The organism is Endozoicomonas sp. SESOKO4 (assembly GCF_024606275.1).
On the sequence record NZ_JAHHPS010000270.1, the window covers coordinates 1 to 1,296 of the forward strand.

Below are 1,296 nucleotides of genomic sequence, written 5' to 3' on the forward strand. Positions count from 1 at the left end.
TGGAAAACCTGCTGCTCTGCCCTGTAGACGTGGAGTTTGCCATCGATCATCAGGGGCGCCTGTTCCTGTTGCAGGTACGTCCTGTCACCCGACTCTCTGGCGGCATGGATTTTGCCATGTCCATACCCGAAGACAGTCTGGCCACTGGCGAGGGGGCCAGCGAAGGCTTTTGCACAGGACCACTCTGGCTGGCTAATAAGCGTGATTCAGGCGCTATGCCAGAGGGAGCCATTGTCGTGGCTCACCACGCTGAAGAGTGGATGCTTGAGCCTGAATGCCTGAATCGGGCAGGGGGGGTTGTCTTTACCGAAGGGGGATTCAATGATCATGTGGCGATCCTCCTGAGACAGAAAAAAATACCCTTAATGCTGGTCGGCGGCGAGTATGCGGCAATGGTCGCACAGAATGGCCAACCGGTCACACTGGCCTGCGCCCGTTTTAAAGATAAGCCCGGTGCCTTCGTTGTTGCCGGTGACATTACCGAAAATCTGGACAGTCACAGAAGCCTGTCCTCTGCTGTTTCTGATGTTTCATCTGTAAAAGCCATCCCGTTACGGGATGATTTGTCTCCCTCTGAAGGCGCATTCAGCCGGGTCACCAGCGGTTTTCAATGGCTCACAGATCAAAATGCCCGCCTGTTGGCATTTTTTGCTCCCGGCTACGGACTGGATTGTTTGGCAAACCCCATAAAGCTGAGCATGTCGCCACAACGATCAAAGTTACTGGCAGAGACCGGGGAGAGCGTAAGCAGGCTCATTCATGGAGCTGAAGCCATGTTGAAGGGTTACCAGAGCTTCTTGCTGCTGGCGGATAACAGTGGTTCATTCCAGCACAAGTCATTGCTGAATGAAGTACCGCAATTGAACAACCGGTTCGGGGCACTGAAAAAGACCATCCAATCACGGGTAGAGGCTGTCGTCCATCCAATGCAAGCCTCTGAAGAAGGGCAGGTATTCCCGTTTCGACAGTGGCTGGCAGAGTGCCATCAGCTTCAATCCAGTCTTCAAGCACTTCATTCCCGGAAGGCTGAGCAGTGCCAAAGTGTCCATGACTTGATTTTTGCCCTGCATCAGCGTTTTGTAGCGGCACTGGCGCCGGTCGCTCTGGCCTCCGGTCAGGGCAGGATATCCAAGGAACGGTACATGACCTATGTTGATTGCACGTCCCCGGGTGAAGAGGCACCGCTGTTGAGGGCGTCCGACAAAGCATCAATGAAAAAGTTAGGGCTTTCAGGGACTGTCGTCAGTATGGATGATGCCTTGATTGTTAACCTGAAGTTAGGAAGTCATGTGGGAC

General features: G+C 53.6%; 1 protein-coding gene. It reads left to right on the top strand.

The features are described 5' to 3' along the window. Positions 1-1,296: PEP-utilizing enzyme (locus tag KDK16_RS04940; protein WP_257274942.1), on the top strand; the 1,296-nt coding region annotated here is incomplete at both ends.